This window comes from Undibacterium sp. Ji83W (assembly GCF_049340385.1).
Taxonomy (GTDB): Bacteria; Pseudomonadota; Gammaproteobacteria; order Burkholderiales; family Burkholderiaceae_D; genus Undibacterium.
This window is the reverse complement of sequence record NZ_JBMPOZ010000017.1, coordinates 42,509-62,535: the sequence shown is the minus strand read 5'-3', so window position 1 is coordinate 62,535 and position 20,027 is coordinate 42,509. Positions and strand designations below refer to the sequence as shown.

At 52.7% G+C, this 20,027-nt stretch carries 8 protein-coding genes; 4 read left to right on the top strand and 4 right to left on the bottom strand.

Going from position 1 to position 20,027, the window contains the following annotated elements; genetic code table 11:
• Positions 1–22: 22 nt before the first annotated feature.
• A complete protein-coding gene (locus ACO0LD_RS23035; RefSeq protein ID WP_423010581.1) occupies positions 23–1,012 on the top strand; it encodes a cupin-like domain-containing protein in 990 nt (329 codons plus the stop codon).
• A gap of 422 nt (positions 1,013–1,434) precedes the next feature.
• Here ACO0LD_RS23035 and ACO0LD_RS23030 read toward each other — a convergent pair whose 3' ends face one another.
• The 3 genes from ACO0LD_RS23030 to ACO0LD_RS23020 form a co-directional block, all read right to left on the bottom strand.
• On the bottom strand, positions 1,435–3,081 hold the full coding sequence (locus ACO0LD_RS23030; protein WP_423010511.1) for a chitinase: 1,647 nt from the start codon (positions 3,079–3,081) through the stop codon (positions 1,435–1,437).
• 396 nt (positions 3,082–3,477) lie between these two features.
• Positions 3,478–4,203, bottom strand: a complete 726-nt coding sequence (locus tag ACO0LD_RS23025) for a substrate-binding periplasmic protein (protein WP_423010510.1) — start codon at positions 4,201–4,203, stop codon at positions 3,478–3,480.
• A 595-nt stretch (positions 4,204–4,798) separates the two neighbouring features.
• Positions 4,799–9,880 carry an NACHT domain-containing protein gene (locus tag ACO0LD_RS23020; RefSeq protein WP_423010509.1) on the bottom strand — a complete coding sequence of 1,694 codons (5,082 nt, stop codon included), beginning with the start codon at positions 9,878–9,880 and terminating at the stop codon, positions 4,799–4,801.
• A gap of 508 nt (positions 9,881–10,388) precedes the next feature.
• Here ACO0LD_RS23020 and ACO0LD_RS23015 point away from each other — a divergent pair.
• The gene (locus ACO0LD_RS23015) at positions 10,389–12,425 is read left to right on the top strand and encodes a hypothetical protein (RefSeq protein ID WP_423010508.1); all 2,037 of its coding nucleotides are present in this window, start codon (positions 10,389–10,391) and stop codon (positions 12,423–12,425) included.
• 82 nt (positions 12,426–12,507) lie between these two features.
• On the opposite strand, the gene ACO0LD_RS23010 is transcribed toward ACO0LD_RS23015, so the two are convergent.
• On the bottom strand, positions 12,508–15,261 hold the full coding sequence (locus ACO0LD_RS23010; protein ID WP_423010507.1) for a choice-of-anchor Q domain-containing protein: 2,754 nt from the start codon (positions 15,259–15,261) through the stop codon (positions 12,508–12,510).
• A gap of 385 nt (positions 15,262–15,646) precedes the next feature.
• On the opposite strand from ACO0LD_RS23010, the gene ACO0LD_RS23005 reads away from it, so the two are divergent.
• Both ACO0LD_RS23005 and ACO0LD_RS23000 read left to right on the top strand, forming a co-directional pair.
• A complete protein-coding gene (locus tag ACO0LD_RS23005; RefSeq protein WP_423010506.1) occupies positions 15,647–17,059 on the top strand; it encodes a diguanylate cyclase domain-containing protein in 1,413 nt (470 codons plus the stop codon).
• 351 nt (positions 17,060–17,410) lie between these two features.
• On the top strand, positions 17,411–19,279 hold the full coding sequence (locus ACO0LD_RS23000) for an ABC transporter ATP-binding protein/permease (protein WP_423010505.1): 1,869 nt from the start codon (positions 17,411–17,413) through the stop codon (positions 19,277–19,279).
• Positions 19,280–20,027 lie beyond the last annotated feature (748 nt).

The window sequence follows — 20,027 nt, the reverse complement described above, 5'->3', positions numbered from 1 at the left end:
ATCAGCCCAATCGGCCCAGTCCATGAGCGATGAATGGCGTCGCTGGATCGCAGAAAATCTGCTACTCGGCGCGCATCCGGCAACACTGGAAAATGTATTGCAGCAAAATTCCTTCAGCCTGCATACAGCCAGGCTGGAAATCAGTGCGGCTTTGTCCAGCCCTTATTTTCAAGGCGTGCAAAGACTCAAGAACCGACTCGACAAGCGTGACTGGGTCTTGGCCATCACTGCCAAACTTGATCAGATAGAACCGATGGCGCTGGAGCGCAAGCAGCGGTTATCCGGCGAACAGTTTTTGCATGACTATTATCAGCAAAACCGCCCCGTCATCATTACAGGCATGCTCGACGATTGCCCGGCGCGCAGCCGCTGGAATCTGGCTTATTTTCGTGAGCATTATTCTGAACGCCAGGTAGAAGTGCAATTTGGCCGTAATAGCGACGCCAATTATGAAATGAACAGCATCGCCCACAAACGCCAGATGCGCTTTGGCGACTACGTCGATCTGGTGGAAGAAAACGGTCACAGCAATGACATGTACATGACCGCCAATAATGATTCCAGCAATCGTAAAGCACTCAATGAATTGTGGGAAGACGTACCCTCATTGCCAGAATACCTGAAGACAGACCAGGGCAAGCAAGGCTTTTTCTGGTTTGGCCCGGCGGGGACGATTACGCCGTTTCATCATGATCTGACCAATAATTTCATGATGCAGATCATGGGGCGAAAACGCGTGAAACTCATTGCGCCATGCCACCTCGCCAAGTTGCAGAACGAACGTCATTGCTTTACACCAGTCGATGGCCGCAATATTGACCTGACACGCTTCCCCCAGATGCGGGATGTGCCTGTGCTGGAATGTATATTGGAGCCAGGCGAGGTATTGTTCCTGCCTGTGGGGTGGTGGCATTTTGTGGAATCACTGGATATTTCTGTCACCATCGCCGCGACGAATTTTCGCTGGGATAATGACTTCTTCAGCAATTACCCGGCTAATCACGATTTTTGATCAGACGTCTAAACCAGGACAGCATTCCAGCATAGCTGTCCATTGCTGTCCGGAATAATTGTCTTAACTCGTTCTGGACCCCAAGTACAAGCAGTGTCCTAGCGATTTTTCTGCGTCTATGACTTAATTCTGCAAATGAATATTATTTGCCAGCGGTCGTGCTTAAAGCCCCTTCCCCTTCAAGGGGAAGGTTGGGATGGGGATGGGTTTCCGACGCAAATTTTTCCATCGTCAATCGACCGAAACCCATCCCCACCCTAACCCTCCCCTTGAAAGGGAGGGAATTTACTCGTTATTGTTTGTCAAGAACATTATTCCTGACAGCAGTGAGCATAGTTGTCAGCATGTGCCGGAACTCATACATTCACTAGTTCTATCACTCCATGCGTTGCCCGTCATCTGACAGGCAACGCATTTCAACACTAAGGTAAAGTTTTCAAGACAGCCTTGGTCGGTGCCGAGAAATTATAGCCATCATGTTTATCCCAATTGATAGACCAGGTCATGACCCCTCTGAAACCAGGGTAAGCCTGTTTGGGGACGATGGTACCGCAGTTCAAAAGCTTGGTTAAACAGTTCAGCGCATTACTGACATCTGCTGAAGTGGTAAAGCCGGAATTGGCTGAGCTACGCCCGGACGGCACACCAAAAGCAACCTGGTCAGGGCGCAAACCGGCAAAGGTATTGCCGCCATAAGTAAAGCCCTCGATCAGCATTTTTGCCGTGCCCACCAGTTGATCTGCCGACCCTGCTTTGAGTGCTGCAGTTTGATACGGTGTATAAATATCCCCATTGTTGTAGTACTGCGGATGCAGGATAGTCAATTCATCACGCAGTGCATTGATGATGGGGATATACGCACCCCAGATCGAGCCGTAGGAGGTAAAGCCACCTTCTACATACACCCATTCTGGTGCCATCGACAGATAGAAACTGGAGCCGACTTTGGCCTTCAGTTTTTTGACGGCGACAGGCAGGTAAGTCTGGATAGCTGCGCCCTGTGCCACGCCGTTTTCGAGGTCAAGGTCGATGCCATCAAAACCAAATTTGCTGATGATGCCGTACAGGCTGTTGGCAAAGTTGGTTGCTTCTGCATCAGAGCCTACCGAGACTGAACCATTCTGGCCACCGAGTGACAGCACGACTTTTTTGCCTTGCGCCTGCTTGGCCTTGATATCTGCAATAAATTGCGCTTCGCTACCGGCACTGGGGTCCAGCGTAAAACTCACGTTGCCACCACCGGCGTTGTCACCAAATGAAACGACAATCACATCCCAGTCATTGCTGACTTGCGCGATAGGGTAGGTATTACCGGCGGGGTTGGTAAAGTTATGCCAATAGCCTACCAGTGCATGCTTGGCCAGGCCCGGGACTGGCGTAGGCGTAGGCGTTGGTGTCGGGGTCGGCGTCGGCGTCGGAGTCGGTGTCGGTGTTGGTGTCGGAGTAGGCGTAGGAGTTGGTGTAGGGCAGGCACTTGAAGTGACCGAAGTCCAGGCGCTGGTCCAAGCCCAGCCTACACCAGGTTCATAAGCCGATGCACCGGTAGAACACCAGCCCGCCACATCGCAACGATAAAAGCCACCCGCATTGCTGACCACTTTTCCAGCAGCGTATTGAGTGCCGGCGACATAGGCAGAACAACTAGGCGTCGGTGTGGGAGTTGGTGTCGGCGTGGGTGTTGGGGTAGGTGTTGGAGTCGGGGTTGGTGTGGGCGTTGGCGTTGGTGTGGGAGTTGGAGTTGGCGTAGCATCGCAGGCTCCTTTGCCAGTCCATGGCTTGCCGCTGCCAGATGCGCCGCTATTGGTCGCAGGGTTCTCATTCTGCGTCCACCAGTTAGCCACATAATTATTACCGCCCGTGCTGACCAGGGCACCGCCGTTGTAGGCCGTTGCTGCATCCCATGCCGCATAGCACGCTGTTGAAGCCACTGCTGGCGGGGCCTGTGGTGGCGTGTTTGCCTGGCCCGTGCTTGCGCTGCCACTACCACCACCGCATGCCACCAGCAAGCTACCGCTCGTCGCGCACACCAGCATGTTTTGAATCAGGTTTCTTAAAGTTGTATTTTCCACTGCTATCTCCCCCATGATTTTGTGAATTCAAAAATTGTGTTTATTCCCCCAGATACATTCTTGATACGCTCGCCCTTGCAGCAAACAAGCGCTCAGGAATCAAGCATGTAACCCTTGAATTTGGACGTCAACTGGTTTTGTTTTTATCTTGCCACTTAAATACCACTTGATGGGCAGGCAACAAGATTCAATGGAAATAAGAATCAGGTAAAAAATGCATGCACTGCTTTTGCCGGGCAATGATCAGACCAGCCAAGGCGATTTGCGACAGTGGTATTAGGGTTTTTTTATCCGCAGGAATGATCGTGGGTCAGGTGATGTCGCATGCAGTTGCAAACCTGCGTGCGATGGGGCAGTAGAGTAAGCCAGCTTATTCAGGCGGGCACAGGTACAGGCTCACTCCTGATATTTTTCAAATAATTTCGCCAACGTACCCTGACGCTCAAGCAAGGCGATTGCGGCTTTCAATTTCCTTGCATCTTCAGGCGCTAAAGTTTTTGACAACAGCATATGGAACTCATCTTTGAGCATCACTTTGGGTAGCAGCTTGATCTGGCCTTCCAGTCCAGCTTGCCGTATGTCGGCCACAATACCGGGCGAGCGGTGACAATAAAAGCGGCCTCTGCGTGCAAGCAGTTTGTTCAGATTGGACTTGGACGAGACTGCGCTGGAATCTACATGCAAGCCACCCAGGTCTCTCAAACGATCATTGATGGCATAGTTATGCATGGACAGGATGATGCCGTCCTTGCCCAGTTTGCGTATGTCATCCCAGCTAGCCACCTGGACGTCGTCATCAGCCCGCACAGCCAGCAGGTAATTGACCGAGAAGATGGGGGTATCGACATAGTCAAAGAGGAGGGCGCGCTCCTTGGTATGCAGCAAGCCGCAAATGGCATCCATGGGGCCAGAAGTGATACGGACCAGTGGCAGCCAGTTTTGATCGCCGACAAACTTGATGCCAGGTTCCACCGCTTCTATGGCCCGCATGATATCTATACAGATACCACCAACAGCAGGTTTGCCGTCTTGTACCAGGGAGATAAATTTGGGGGCAGAAGCTTCTTGCGCCGCTGTCCTGATCAGGCTCTGCGCACTGGCGGGCCCGGCAAAAAATAACAAGGAGGCCGCAAGCAGAATAAAGCATCTTGCGCTTTTGATATTCAATGCGAAGCAAGTCACGTGTTGCCTCCGTTTTTATATTTATTAGCGTCGCATCCCGGCTCGATTTTAGCCAGTGAAAACCTTGCGAGCGCTTTTTATTATTGTACGCCAGCATATATGCGATGTCTCTGCCATTCAAGAGAACGGGACTTTCTGCCACATCAGTAGCACCTGAGTTGCTTTGCTGTGTAAGACAGGGCCAAGACAGGGCAGGCCAGCGTTCAGTGCCTCTGGCTTGCGCATATTCCCTGGAAAATACCATTCTCACCATATGGCCCTTGTTTGCTTTGTCAGCCAGGCAGCTTACTTCTTTGTGCCATATGGATTTTCTGCGGAAAAATGTTGCATGTAAATATACGTCATTATTTTTTTTTGATCATGCAAAATGGTAAAGCTTCATTACTTTAAAAGTTCAAACAGGATTTGGTTGTTCATGACTTCTGCGCATCATTGATTGGGGTTGATTGGTATTGATCACCCGCGCTCAGCTTGGCAAGGTCGACGCCGGGGACAACATCAAGCATTTGCTGTTCCCCACTTTTGCTGATCAAGATCATTCACCATTCATTTCTTCAGGGCTGAGTTGCCACACAACAGGCCAGTTGTTTTCATCCATGGCACGCCATTTCAGATAACGCCATGCGTTTCCACTGGCGTTCAACAAGGTGTTCGTGTCATGAAGCCAGGCAGCGGCACCGCTTTCCATGATCGTACTAACACGCAGTGTTTGCCCGGTGACTACGTCCCACAGGCGCACGGTGTTGTCCTTTGAAACCGAGAGTACACTATACCCATCAGGCGATAATGCGCAGGACATCACCGTATCCGCATGTCCAACAAACTCCCGTAACAGCGTGCCGGTGGCGGTCTCCCATAGGCGCAGGGTATTGTCACGTGAAGTCGAGAGCAGGCTATGCCCATCTGGGGAAAACACACAGGACATCACCCAATCCGCATGGCCGACAAACTCCCGTAACAGCGTGCCGGTGGCGGTCTCCCAAAGGCGCAGGGTGTTGTCGTCTGAAGCCGAGAGCAGACAATGCCCATCTGGCGAAAACATGCAAGACGTCACTGAATCTGTATGTCCAGAAAACTTCCGTAGCAGCGTGCCGGTGGTGGTTTCCCACAGGCGCAGGGTGTTGTCATCTGAAGCCGAGAGCAGGCTATGTCCATCAGGCGAAAACGCGCAAGACATCACCCAGTCAGCATGTCCAACAAACTCCCGTAGCAGTGTGCCGGTAGCGGTCTCCCACAGGCGCAGGGTGTTGTCATCTGAAGCCGAGAGCAGGCTATGCCCGTCAGGCGAAAACACACAGGACCTCACCGTATCTGTATGTCCAGCAAACTCCCGTAGCAGCGTGCCGGTGGCGGCCTCCCACAGACGCAGGGTCTTGTCGTCTGAAGCCGAGAGCAGGCTATGCCCATCTGGTGAAAACGCGCAAGACGTCACCCAATTCGCATGTCCCACAAACTCCCGTAGCAGCGTGCCGGTGGTTGTCTCCCACAGGCGCAGGGTCTTGTCACGTGAAGCCGAGAGCAGGCTATGCCCATCTGGTGAAAACGCGCAAGACGTCACCCAATTCGCATTTCCCACAAACTCCCGTAGCAGCGTGCCGGTGGTGGTCTCCCACAGGCGCAGGGTGTTGTCACGTGAAGCCGAGAGCAGGCTATGCCCATCTGGCGAAAACGCGCAGGACGTCACCCAAGCCGCATGTTCAACAAACTCCCTTAGTAGCGTGCCGGTGGCGGTCTCCCACAGGCGCAAGGTACCGTCTTCTGCAGCCGAGAGCAGGCTATGCCCATCGGGCGAAAACGCGCAAGACGTTACCGTATCCGCGTGGCCGACAAACTGTCGTAACAGCGTGCCGGTGGCGGTCTCCCAAAGGCGCAGGGTGTTGTCGTCTGAAGCCGAGAGCAGACTATGTCCATCTGGCGAAAACATGCAAGACGTCACTGAATCTGTATGTCCAACAAACTCCTGTAGCAGCGTGCCGGTGGTGGTTTCCCACAGGCGCAGGGTCTTGTCACGTGAAGCCGAGAGCAGGCTATGCCCATCTGGTGAAAACGCGCAAGACGTCACCCAATTCGCATGTCCCACAAACTCCCGTAGCAGCGTGCCGGTGGCTGCCTCCCACAGGCGCAGGGTCTTGTCGTTTGAAGCAGAAAGCAGGCTCTGCCCGTCAGGCGAAAACACGCATGAGCTCACTCTACCTGAATGACCAACAAACTCCTGTAGCAGTGTGCCAGTGGCGGTCTCCCACAGGCGCAGGGTCTTGTCGTTTGAAGCAGAAAGCAGGCTCTGCCCATCTGGCGAAAACGCGCAGGATGTCACCCAATTCGCATGTCCAACAAACTCCCGCAGCAGCGTGCCGGTGGTGCTCTCCCACAGGCGCAGGGTCTTGTCACGTGAAGCCGAGAGCAGGCTATGCCCGTCAGGCGAAAACGCGCAGGACATTACCCCAGACGTATGCCCATGCAACCAGGCTAATTTTCTTTGCGCTTCCACCTGATGCCCAGGCGGTACCCAAGCCGCCCGGATGTCTGACGCCACCTGCGGCCGCATCTGCATACCATCCACCGCTGCTTCAGCCCAAGTGCTATTCGCCAATTCACAATGCAGCACCTCTGCCTGCTCGCAACTACTGTGATCAAACACGGTAGCGCGCAAATCAACGTTCCAGAATTTGGCGCGTCGCAAATTGCCGTGGCTGAAGTTGCAGCCTGCCAGATTCAGACGACGATGTGTCTCGCTGCCAGGCAGAGGCTTTTCACTACGGCTGCCAAAGCGCCAGTCGCTCAGGTCTGCGCCTTGCAGGTCCATGCCGTCCAGGCGCTGCATGGGCCAGCCTGAAGTGTGGGCGCGCAAGCCGTAGGCCAATTGCAGTTCACTGGCCAGCGCCAGGTAAGGGCTACGCCATGCTGTCAGTGCTTGCAAGGGGGCTGGCCCGCCAGCATCCGGGTCCCATTCAGCCAATAGCTGCCCCAGGAAATCCAGTGTCTCGTCACTGACCATGGGCAGGCTCCAAGCCTCGCGCGCACCGGCGCTGTGACTGAGCAGTGCCTGTAACAAATACTCCGCCAGGAAGAACTCTTGCAAGGATGTATGGGCGAATTCAAAGCGGCTGTCTTTGCCCTCCACATCGACACGCTTCAGGAAGGTGGAATTGCGCAAATCTTCCTGCAATAGATCACGTGGTTTGGTTTGAAAGTCTTCATGTGGGCCTTGTTGTGCCAACCACTGACCCAACCAGCTTTCCAGTTGTCTGGCTGTGATGCCTTTGAGTTTGTTGCGCCATAAATGTGCTGCCAGTGCGCTCGCCAGCAACAGCTTGTCTTCTGGTTGAAAACTCTGCTTCTCTTTGTCGCGGATCAACCATTGTTTGGCTACTTCACGATATAAGGTGGCGCCCGTGACACGCTTGCCCTGGGCGCGCCACTGTTCCAGCATGGGCACAAAATCGGCCACCAGTTTTAATGTGAATGGCCGTCCGGCCAGCTCACGCAGGTTATGCACCGCCTCAATCTGCGCCATCAACTGCTCAATATTCGTATTGGGAAATACCGCCATCATATAGCTACGTATCTGCTGCTCTGTCAGCGGCTGTAGTAGTAAGGCGCGGTACTGGCTTTGATTTTGGCTACCCCGGTGTTCCCCGGTCAAATGATTGTCTTGCTCAGACAGTGAGCGAAAAAACTGGGTGCGACAACTCAGCAGCACACGTGGCGGCTTGCTCTGTTTTTTGGTTTTTTGCCGCTCACGAGTCTCTGGCAGCACACGCAACAAATTGGCTGTAAAACTCAGGCCCTGCTTGTCGCCTATGCGTGACAGCACTTCATCAAGTCCGTCAAAAATCACCAGCGCACCATTATCTATGCTGTCCACTACATCTTCATAATTGGGCAGTACGCCATCGGTTTGCAGATAACCGTTACGCAAGCAGTCGCTGATGGTTTCTTGCAGTGTTGGTACTTTGCCTGGGTGTTGCGCACTCGCAGCCAGCAAAGTGTCCACTTTACGCAAGTCAAAATAAAGTGCGGCTGGGCTATCGATGTTCAGTCTGCGTTGCTGCTGAAGGTGTGCCGTCACGCGCTGTAGTGTAGTGGTTTTACCCATACCGTATTCACCAAGCAGGGCATAGATGGGGCGTTCTTCAGGCTCACTTAACCAGGTCAGGATGTCATCAAATGCCACGACCTTTCTGGGGTCATTTTCTTGGCTTCCCTGGTGACCTGCAGCTCCCAAAGCATGCAATTCTGCACGATAACCATATTGGCCACTTACCAGTGGCTTGCCCTCATCAATGACGTCGAGATGGGCACGTTCAAGGCACTGACGGCGCAAAGCCAGTGCGGCAAGCTTGTCGGTGACGGCGTTTGTTGTTGAATGTGGGCGTTCTGCATCTTCGGTAATGTCACCATACAGTTGTCCGTCATCGAGCATGGCCTTGATCACCATCGCTGCATTGGCTGCTGCAAGTTTTTGCTTGTTCTCTTTGTCTTCACCCTTATTGCCATCGGCAAAGTCGCAGATGGCTTTGACGACTATCCAGTCCACCGTTGTACCGTCGAGCGCTTTGGCTACGCCGGCGGCCTCCATTTCGCCACCGACGATACCCCCTGACCCTGCTATGGCTTTCAGTTTTTCGCGATAGTCGCAGTTGTCCACCAGTTTTTCGCCGGTCAGCATGCCGCCAAATTCCAGTGTGGGCCAATCAGGTTTGCTCTGATCATGTTTATTGCGTACATCAAGGTCCTCAAGTGCGCGCAACAAGCGGCGTGAGGCAGGAGGGCGTTCACCGGCCAACGTGAAGCTGCCATTTTTGTTGATGCGTGCTGACTCATAGTCCACGATGAATTTGGAAACCAGCACGTCCCCCACTTTTTGCTTATGCTCGTCAACACCAAAGGCAATTCCGACGCTGACAATGGCTGCGGGCTTGTAGGCCTGACGCAAGTCACTGGCGGCGCGCTGTGATTCTCTATTACCCTGGCGGCTATGGTAGTGAAGCACACGCACATTGCCATGCTGCCCCAACTCATTGACACTGACCGCTTGACCGGCATGGTGTTTGTTGGTGACGGGCGGCGTACTGTCGCCCGTCCAGAAGGTCTTGCGCACGGCGGCAAACTCGTTCTCGTTGTAGGTGATCAGCGTTACTACAGGGGCCTCGCCAACAGGCATGCCGGTCTGGCCTATGATGAGGTGGTTTTCTGGTATGGCGCTCAGCCCCTCCAGTTCTGCAACGGCAGTTGGTGGCGGGCCAGTGAACCACAGCCTGCGGTTGGCGGTGCCTTGGTCTTTGGCGCCCACATAGGTAAAACCCAGTGACATGCCTTGCGCCTGTGCAGCGTCGGTAACAGTGCGCAACAGCTTGGACAGCTGTGCACTGGCACCCTTGGTTTCGGCCATGGGGAACAGCGCCGTATGCAGGGTTTTGACCACGACCGAACCTTCATCATCCAGGCTTTGCAAGAGTTTGTCGATCAGTTCCCGTGCAGCCGGACTGAGCTTGTCTTGCAGGCGGCGCACCACATTATTGGCCTGCGCACGGCTTAATTTGCGTAGATTGGCTGGCGAGGCTGCCTGATCTACCAAGCCTTCTTGAACGATGGAGGATGATTTCCGGGTTGCCATGATGTGCCTTTAGTTGATGTTGCTCAGTGGTGACGCTTAATCTTAGAACTATTCAATTCATTAATCAAGAAGTATTGGTAGCATTGGGTTGTATTGATAAATAATTGCATTTAAAGTAATTGGTGAAAATTGCATATTGACGCTAATGCTGTTATCTATCGGTTAACTGAGAAGGCAGGCGCAAAACAAAAAAGGCAATTAGAGTATGTCGGTATGAAAGAGGCGCATTGGTGCGGGCAGCAGAGCAAATTGATGTACGCCGTTGTCGTAAGGGATGTAGATGCGCGTGGCAGTCTAGTCCTTCTCGAATCGCTTCGCGGAAAAGAGATACCTTATTAATACGATTCTGGGCTTACAGGTGTGAACTATGGATTTTGCACCGCATATCTTTATCCAGCGATATCATAATAAGTTTGAATTGCAATTTTACTGACAGTATGCGGCGCAAATGGTTGGCAGGTTTTATGTACACGCGCCCAACACCTGAAAAATTCTAACGGAAAATAATATGACAATGAACAGTTCTGCACCTGCCACTGCGGACATGGTGCTGGGCATACTGAATCAATATTCGGTCAGCCTCAATACGCAAAGCTATCCGGCCAGCCTGTATGCAGAATCGCTGCTGTACATGATTTATTGGTTCCATCGCCTGCGTGACCCCATTCGCAAGAATGGGATCGAAGATAGCGTAGCCAAATACTTGGACGTAGCCAGTGAGTCGGCGGTAGTGAAAGCCTTATTGTCGGATCAGGCGCTTAAAACCCAGGCCAGGCAGCGTATTGATCAGGGGGTCATGGTTCGCAAGACTGTTGACGTGCTTGTGATGCGCGACGGACAAAATGGCAGGGAATTTCTTGTCCTGGACCGGGCGGTTTTCCCTGAGGGCATCGCTCTGCCGGGCGGGCTGTTGCAAGATGAGGATGAACATAACGGACTTGGCATTCCCGCCAATATTTTTGCTGCGCTCCGGGTAACAGGCAGCAAAGTGTTTGGCGCTGTAGCGCCAGAATATGGAATTGCAGAAGCAGGCGGGCGTAAATACTATTTCGTCAGAAACGAGACCGGGAACGAAGCGAAAAACGAAGCGAAAAACGAAGCCCGGATCTACATGGACAGAACCGTTACGCACGGATATCGCGATCATCTCAAGGAAATTGCCGTTCCATCCGATCCGCGCCATATCGTGGACACAGTTGGATTTCTCGTAGAAATTTTCGATACCGAAGGTGTCCAGGGCAGGTGGTTGCCTGAGAGCGTGATGACGACGCCTAACGCGAAAGAAGGCACCTTTGCCTTTGGTCATCACAAACAGATTGCCGCTGCGCTGGTAGCGAAAAATTTTACAAAAACGCAGGGTATTTCCCATCACGAATGGATAAGGGAATGGGTCAGGAACCCGGTAGAGTTATACCGCGAGTTACGCACACGGTTTGAGTCGCATAACAACAGCCTGGATACGCCAGTCCTGGAACTGTTGCCAGTAGTCGACTATTTCCGTAGCCAGATGACACTCCCGGCGATGGATGAGAAGTGCCGCGACAATGCGGCACTTTCCTTTATGCGTGAGCAGTTGCTGCATAAATTCCATCATGTCACCATACAGAATGGTGCGATGTGTCCCTATGCCCCGACCTTGCGTATCTTGTTTGAAGCAGTGGGGTTTTTTGATGTCGCCTGCCGCACCGGGAAAAACCTGAGTACCCATTTCCAAAAGAAATACTGGTACAGGTATGAAGAGCTGATGCGCCGCATTCCTGAAGTCATCATCATCCCGACTTTTGACAATATTTCTGCCACTGACCTCATGAAAATACGGGGTACGCCAGTGTATTTTATCGGGGTATCTACCGAACCTGTGTATGTTGATGAATTCTGGCAATCCCCACTCGAATTCCTCATCCACGACCTGAACCATGCCTGGAAGATGATGGACATGGACGACCGGTTTTTCCAGCATAGGCCTGAAGTTGACAGGGATGAACTGATCGACAAATCCAATGCCTTCATCCGCGAATACTTCCCGACTATCGCGATTCAAAAAACGGATACGGAAGAGCAAAAGGAATTAAAAAAGCTCAAGAAGATACTCTTGTTTGAGGTTGGTCACGAAGACGCGAGGCCCCTGTTGCCAAACATCGTCAGCGAAGCGCTGCTGGAAGATGAGGGATACGAGTTTCCAGATATCGTCGTCCGTTATGATGAGGACGGCAAGCAGGCTTATCTGGAGCAGCGCACCATTCCTGGCATCACCGCGCTCTCTTACGTCAGGCACAAACTGCAGCATGGCTTCTTTGATCAGACTGACTCGCAAAATATACAGATCGTCTCGCCCAAGTATCGCAGCGTGGAATGGATAGTCAGGGCAACGGAAGAATTATTGAGCGAAATGCAGGCGACTATTCCACCCGCAGTGCTAGCAGAAGGGTTGACGGAATACCTGACCAGGCAGGCTTGCTCCAGGGGGCCGACTATTCTTCATGCCCCAGAAAACCTGGACCCTGCTGTAGAGGAATATGGAGATGGAACGGTGTCAAAGGAATAGGTGTTGTCGTCAACCGGTAGTGTCAGCGTTCAGGCTGGCACTACCGGTGTTCCTTAGAAATTGATGAGGGACAAGGCAGGTTTTATTGTCCCTTGATCACAATAAGCGCAGCTTCCCAGCCAGGGTAACCGGCACCACTACCGCCTACCGTACCAGAAATTCCAAATGCGCCGGTGGCGTTTGGACGTTGTTCATAGATGCGCGAAGTGATGTAGGTACCTGCCTCCGGGCTGACCAGTTGCCATGCTCCTGTGGGACTGAACGGAATGGCATTTCCTATGCCCAGGTCAACCAGTGCAAGCACCAGATCATTTGCTCTCGTGCTTGTCTGTGTTGGTGAAGACAGCGCCGTAGATGCAAAGCGCGGGCCTGAGCTGGTCGCCAAAGGAACATCCAGCAAATTCACCGCGTCTGCATTCTGGATTTCTACTATGTGTATGCTGCCCTGGTTGGGGATGCCTACGGTCAACGTGTATGCACCTGATGTCGTGGCCTTTGCCGCATACAGGTCGGTGCCCATTCCATCTACATAGATACGTCCCAGAGCGGTGAAAGAACTGATGTCGGCATGGCCCTGATTGTCGGACAATGTGCCTGATACGCCCAGCGCATTATTGTTCACGCCTACTGTCACCAATATCCAGTTACCTGCCGACACAGAGCTGGACAATTGATGCCTGCTCGTTCCCGCTGTGATTACACCAGAGTATTGCTGGCGCACACTGGGCGGGGTGGATGGGTCAGGGTTACTAGCGAGGTTCGCGCTGCAGCTTGCCGTTGTTCCACCATTGTTGCCAGCGCAGCTCCATGTCCATGTGTTGCCGGTAAATGAAACTAATGACGCAATACCTGAGGAACAAAGCTGGCTGCTGGGTGCTGCGCTGAATGACTGCCCGTTGGCACTGCCACACATGCCATTCAGTGGTGTAGGGATAGGCACGGTGGCACCGCTCAATTCCAGGGCGCCAATGTCCTTGCTGCTGCCTTGCGGACGCGAGGTGTTGACGATGTCGTCATCGACGGCAAAGAGGCCAGGCGGAGTAGCGGCATCAACTGCTGGGCTGGTCGCCTGCAAAGTGTAATCTCCCGCAGATGCATTCTTGAATTGCGGGTTACCAGAAATAGCCAGGTTGTCACCCAGTATGCCTGGCAATGACACAGTTTGCCCATTGCTGAAGTACAGATTCTGTTTGAAGTCGTAGCTGGTGGTGGTGGATGGTGTACTGTAATCAAACAACCAGGTCGTGCCAGGCTGGGTGTTGGGGCCGAAGGCAAAAATATTATTGTAGAACTTGTTACGTATGCCCGCACCACTGCCAAAACCTTCATCCATGATATAGGCTTTATTTCCAGAAGCGCCGGTCATGGCGTTATATACCGTATTGTAGGCAAACCACATATTCTGGATTGTGGCGGTTGAGTTGATGCGTATCGGGTAGAGCTTCGTACCGGTAATGACATTGTTCCAGCTCTGGGCTTCATAAGTGCCCTTGTGCGTGCTGCCCTGGTCATTGAAATTGATACCGTATTTCGCTGCGTTCTCCAGCCAGTTGTGATGTATCCGTATGCCGGTAAAGCCTTGCCAGATTCCACCGTGAGGCAACGTCACTGAGCCCGCACCGCCTTCATTATCATTGAACTGCACGGCTGAGCCGCCAGTGATATTGTGTATCCAGTTGTAGGCAACTTCCCAGTTCTGTGCCGTGGTGTCTGCATAAATGCCATGGTTCTGCAGTTCAGAGGTACCGGCAATATCGTGGATGTTATTGCCTAAGACCTTGTTGCCGTTACCATGGCCAGAAACCCCCGCTGCATTGAGCGTGGCAGAGTTTCCTGCAACCCAGGGGCCAAGCTCATTGTTGACCACGCGCCAGGGGCCTGCGGTGTACTGGAAGTTGATGGGTGCAGCATCACGATTGGCGCCGCCCGCGATATCCATCCTTAAATTGGAAACCGAGATGTATTCCCCTGAAGACCCTGCGATGGCTGACCAGGGGCCGGCGATACCGCCGGATGCTCCTGCTGGCGTCGTATAGTGAACATCTTCTATGGTGTTGCCGTTGACCGGGCCAGGATAGGCGGTGACATGTATCCATGCCGAAGGGCTGCCGTTTCTGGCATAGATGCCGCTGCCAAAACGCATCCATGTTTTGTCCTGGCCGTTGGTGTCATGCCAGGCACCGCCGCGTATGACGATCTGGTCACCTGCTTGCATAGCAAAGTAAGCACCTTTCAAGGTACTCATGTTCTGCAGTGAACGCCAGGGCTTGGCAATATTGTTTGCGACCGCGCTGGTGTCAGAGCCAGATAAAGAAACGAAAAGGATACGTCCGGAGCTTGGTGTAAAGCTATTGTCTGTATTCGAAGATGTGCCGTTGGAGACGATTTTCACAGGCAGTGCTGCACCTGCGGGCGCGCTGCCAAGTGAACCTACCTGCACTGTTATTTGCTGCAATCCAGTCTTGGCGCTAGATTTTGCGTTTCCCAGATAGCGATAGTTGGCGACTTCGTTATCGCCTATATAGACCTTTGTATTTGTTCCCAGGTCACTCGCAGCGCCGAAATTCTTCCCGAAAATGGAAAGGTAGGCACCGTTGTTATTTTCTCCACCTGTGGTCGGTCCACTGAGTGTATCGGTAAACAAAATTTGCGGAGCGGGGCTGGTACTGAATGCGGTTGCTTTTGCCGGGGCTGGAGCTGGCGGCGGGTTTGATGCAAGTGCCTGCGGAGCATTTGAACTTACCCTGTCGTTTGCACCACCGCATGCACATAACAGGGCCGCTACGCTGGCTTGCAGCACCAAAGAAATCCATCCAGACTTGCGAATTTTGTACATCACTTTACCTTTTGAAAGAGCGTTTTCCGGAGGAGTGCGCAGGGTGTTTTCATGCTGGGAAAATACAAAACAAATGCTGGCATATTTAGCATTTATTCACAATCGTAATGATTTTTTGTTACCAAAATCTACAATTGGTAACCAGGTGTCTGATGGAGCCCGGAAAATTCAAACTCAAAGACAAAAGAGGAGTTGAAATGAAGATATCGATATTCTGTCAGTTTGTGGTGAAATGACGGCCCACTTGTTTTTCTTGCAAAGTCCTTGGAAGATCACGCAGCAATAATTTACAAAAAAGTGGCGAATCCGCCATACATTGAAAGTGAAATCAATCAGAAATACCATAAAATAATTGGGAACATTGAAAACTGCTCGGGATCGGAAAATGAAAAAAAATAAAAGCCAACTTGGCCGATTAGAGCGAATAGTTGAAACACAATCACTACTCGCCCAGGCAGACCTGGATCTCGCGGCATTCATGCAACTTGTTGTAAATACATTACAAGAACTCACAGAAGCCAAGGGGGCGGTAGTCGAACTGGTTGATGGCGACTACATGGTGTATCGCTCTGCAAGCGGCGCGATTTCCCAGCATGTTGGTTTGCGTCTGTTGAGAGCGAATAGCTTGTCAGGCTTATGCGTCAGTAGCGCAAAAATTCTGCAATGTGATGATGCAGAGACCGACCCACGCGTTGATGCCAATGCCTGCAAAAAAGTGGGCGTTCGTTCCATGATCTGCACGCCACTTTTTGAGCGTGGCCTGCCAGTTGGCGTTCTTAAAGTCATGTCCGAGCAGGCATGCGGTTTTGACGAAGAAGATTTGCAGACGCTGGAACTGTTGGGGGCAGCACTGGGGGCAGCGCTTGGCAAGCAGGTCGCTTTTGACGAAATGCTTCGTGTGCAGGCACAGCTTCGCGCCAGTGAAGAACGCATACGCACCATCCTCGAACATGCCAACGACGCAGTGATTTCAATAGACAATGCTGGCATCGTCACTCAATGGAATCGCTCTTCCGAATCCCTGTTTGGCTGGCACAATCATGAAGCCATGGGGCGCAATATTGTCGATCTGATCGTACCGTCTGCTTTCAGAAATTCTTTCGTCAATATCCTGGCGCATTTGGATAAACTAAAAAAAACGCCAACAACTGCGCGACGGGAATTCCTCGCAGTTGACCGCGACGGTAAAGAAATTTCTGTCGAGGTAAGTTTGAACGTGAATAACGTTGCAGACCGGCTTGAGTTCACTGCTTTTTTGCACGACATTTCTGAACGAAAAAAATGGGAAGAAGCGCTCAACGCAATGGCGTTGTCAGACGGATTAACCGGGCTGCCAAACCGGCGGCATTTTATGGAAGTGCTGCATCAATCGATAGTCCGGCAACTGCGACAAAACAATGGCCTTGCTTTATTGTTCATGGACTTGAACGGCTTTAAAAAAATAAATGATACCAACGGCCATGACACTGGTGATCAGGTATTAAAAGAATTTGCGAAAAGAGTTTCTGGCTGCCTGCGCGAGAACGACACCATGGCCCGCCTTGGCGGCGATGAATTTGTGGTACTTGCCGAGGGAGTGCGGGTACTGGAACATGCTCAAATCCTGGCCCGAAAAATCGTCACAACACTGGAAGCACCCGTCCCCGGTTCTGCAATTATGATGTCAACCAGTATTGGCATCAGTATTTACGATTCCCTGGCCAATGCCGAACAGTTCCTCAAAGAAGCCGACATCGCCATGTACAAAGCGAAGCAGGGCGCATCAAGTCGCAGTGCCATTGCTGCGTTTGTGGAGTAAAGCGTATTGGTCATTCATCTTGTGCGTATCAGGCATGGTCGACACTGGCACATTCGTGACCAGATTCCTTGACATGAGGTCGCCAAATGAATGACCCGGCATCCTCGTAGCACAAGTTGGCCTTATCCAAATATGCAATAGAGTCCTTAACTATTGAACCATTCTCTATTGAACCATTCACTATTGATTCGGCCCAGCCGCGTCATGTAGAGCATCCACGCTGCGCATCGTAAATTTCCCGCTTTTTTTATCCTGTTTTTGTCCTCTTATGCAGGATTATGTCCGTTTCCGCACAGAACAATATCGCGCCAGATTTCATAATGAATAAAAACCTATTCACTGAATCTGACCATGACTATCTTAAGCGACACGCCCCCCAATGTGGAAACTGATGGTGTGCCACCACCACCCAAGAGGCGCCGTACCGCGTTCTTGTCACTCTCCGCATGGCGGCAGTTCATTGATGTCGCCAAACCTTACTGGCTGGGCGAAGAATGGAAGAGAGCCTGGGTACTCCTGGTGCTGCTGATCGTGTTAATGCTGTTTGAAACCAAGTTCGCAGTCATGCTCAACGATCAGGCTGGAGAAATGACGTCTGCATTGGCAGCAAAGGAAGGAGATCGCTTTTGGACGTCCGTGCGAACCTGTTTGATGGTGCTGGCCTTTGCAGTGCCGACTTACGCTTTCTACTATTACATGCGCGACCTGTTCGCCAACCAGTGGCGACGCTGGCTCAGCGGACGCTTTCTCGACGGCTATCTTAAAGACCGGAAATACTACGCACTGGGTGCAGACAGCACCCTCGACAACCCTGACCAGCGCATCAGCGAAGACATCAATACCTTTACAGGCAGGTCAATTAACTTCCTGCTCATTTTTTTGGGATCTGCCATGCAACTGGTGGCGTTCAGCGCAGTACTGTGGAAGATTTCCCATTTGCTGGTTGGCGTATTGGTGGTGTATGCCCTCATCGGTACCGGTGCCGCACTGTATGCGTTCGGCAACCCATTGATACACCTGAATTTCTGGCAACTGCGGCGTGAGGCGGACTTCCGTTACAGCCTGATGCGTGTACGCGAAAATGCTGAATCAATCGCCTTCTACCGCGGCGAAGCGCAGGAACGTGCACACATCGACAGCAAGCTCCACCGCGCTATCCAGAACTACGACAAGCTGATCAAGAAGCAGCGCTCTCTTAACCTGTACCAGCGCACGTTCAGCCAGCTCACTTTGGTGTTGCCGGTGGCGATACTTGCCCAGCAAGTTTTATCAGGCGAGCTGGAGGTAGGGCGCGCGACGCAGGCGGTCGGGGCATTTGCTGCCGTGCTAGGGGCGGTGGGTGTGATCGTGGAAAACTTTGAAAGCCTGAGCCGCTTCGTGGCGGGCGTAGGCCGCCTGCAGGCATTGTCCGACCTGGTATTGCCCAAGACCTCACCAGAGCGGGCAACTGAACCGGCAACTGAAGTCGAGACCGCACGCATCCAGCTGCGCCCAGGCACCCGGTTCGCGCTGGAATCAGTCACACTGCATCCGCCGCAATCGCAACGTGTGCTGATCAAGGAACTGAGCCTGGCATTGCAACCAGGTGAGGCACTGCTCATTACGGGCGACAGCGGCTGCGGCAAAAGCTCGTTATTGCGTGCGATTGCCGGATTGTGGCACACCGGTAGCGGCCTCATCCATCATCCGCCGTTGGAGAATTTCTTCTTTCTCCCACAGCAGCCTTATTTGCAGACGGGTTCGCTGCGCAGCCAGCTGATCTACCCTAGTGCCGAGTCAGAACTAAGCGACGAACAGTTGCTGGAAATTCTGGATCAAGTTTATCTGCCGCAACTGGCCGAGCGTGTAGGTGGTCTGTCTGCTGTGCAGGACTGGGAGAAGCTGCTGTCCGTCGGCGAGCAGCAACGCATGGCCTTCGCCCGCATCCTGGTCCACACACCTGAGATTGTCATTCTCGACGAAGCAACCAGCGCACTCGACAGCGCCAATGAATCAGCACTGTACGCACGCCTGCGTGAGAGCGGCGTCACCTTGATCAGTATCGCCCACCGGCCCGCCGTGCTGAAGCACCACACCCATGTCCTGCACTTGCTCGGCGACGGCGCATGGAAGCTGCATGCGGCGAGTACTTATCAGTTTGATGCAGCAGTAGTCAATGTGGTCAGTGTGAGCAATGAGGAAGTACTGCCTGTGCCTGGGTTACAGGCTGCAGCAGCATAAGGTGCGGGTGCAAGGGCTCAAGAGTGCAAGGCGGCTGCGGGGGACGCATAGGCTGGACTATTGTGCCTTCTGCGGCCATTGCCGGTAGCAAACCGTTTTCGACGCGAGCTTCGGCTCCAACTTATTTTGGAACCGCCGACCATTATCTCGTTGCCAGCTAGCGCTTTGGTCTCAGTATTCGCCAACATCGACCGCATATAACAGCCGACCGCTCCAGCATATTGGGTAGCAACGCGGGCGACGGTTGCGTAGGTTCGGCCTGTCCCGCTCAATCTGGTCGGCGAGGCAGACCAGCGCGTGGTGCTGGAAACAGCAAAGCCAAGCGGATGATTGATGGTGACACGCGTCGCCGTGCTGGCGGCGTTCCCGCTGCTAGAGGCCACTCAAAACCGGAGGCAGGGACCGACAAAGTTCGCGACATATTAATGCCTCGTGAGCAACGACGTGGCAATCATGCAGATGATTATCGCAACACGTATCGAGGGAAACTAACCGAACTGCCATGCCGGGCTGCTCAAGCCAATTTCTCTCGCAAAGATCAGACAGTGGGCGCTTGAAGGCAGCATCCTGGAAGCAGCCAGCGTGGGGGACCGCGAGTATTCCTACGTAAATGAGTAACAGGCGAAAACAGCTTTGGAATCAACGTATTTTTGCCTTACCGAACGACAGGTAACGCCCCATAAGAGACATACGGCATGCGTCGTACCGGCCATTCTTCAGCGCTGATGTTGAGCAGCATAGGCAAGTG